The organism is Mesorhizobium sp. M2D.F.Ca.ET.226.01.1.1 (assembly GCF_004022705.2).
GTDB lineage: Bacteria > Pseudomonadota > Alphaproteobacteria > Rhizobiales > Rhizobiaceae > Mesorhizobium.
The window spans coordinates 1-371 of the sequence record NZ_RZOY02000065.1; the positions used below are offsets into that span (position 1 = coordinate 1).

A 371-nucleotide genomic window follows, 5' to 3' on the forward strand; every position below is an offset into this window, starting at 1 on the left:
CGACTGAATCCGAAGGACAAAAGCCTGGGCAATCGCCAGCGCTTCTTGAGGCGCGCGCGGGAAGAGCTAAAGCAGAGCATCCGCGACCACGTCCGCACGGGCCGCATCGCCGAGCTGGACAAGGAGCTCGCCGTGCCGATGCCGCGGAAGGGTACCAGCGAACCGGCCTTCAACGACGCCAAGGACAGCGGGCGGCGTCAGCACATCCTGCCCGGAAACAAGACGTTCAGCCCCGGTGATCTGATCCCCAAGCCCGGCGGCGGGGGCGCCGGCTCTTCGAGTCCAGGGACCACGGAATCCGAAGACGACTTCCGCTTTGTGCTGTCGCGCGAGGAAGTGCTCGACCTCTTCTTCGAGGATCTCGAGCTGCC

The 371-nt window shown here is 65.5% G+C and carries 1 protein-coding gene; it reads left to right on the forward strand.

The genetic code is table 11. The features are described 5' to 3' along the window. Positions 1-371 (forward strand): DUF444 family protein (locus EN869_RS33770; protein ID WP_128334417.1); only part of this gene is annotated, 371 nt, incomplete at both ends.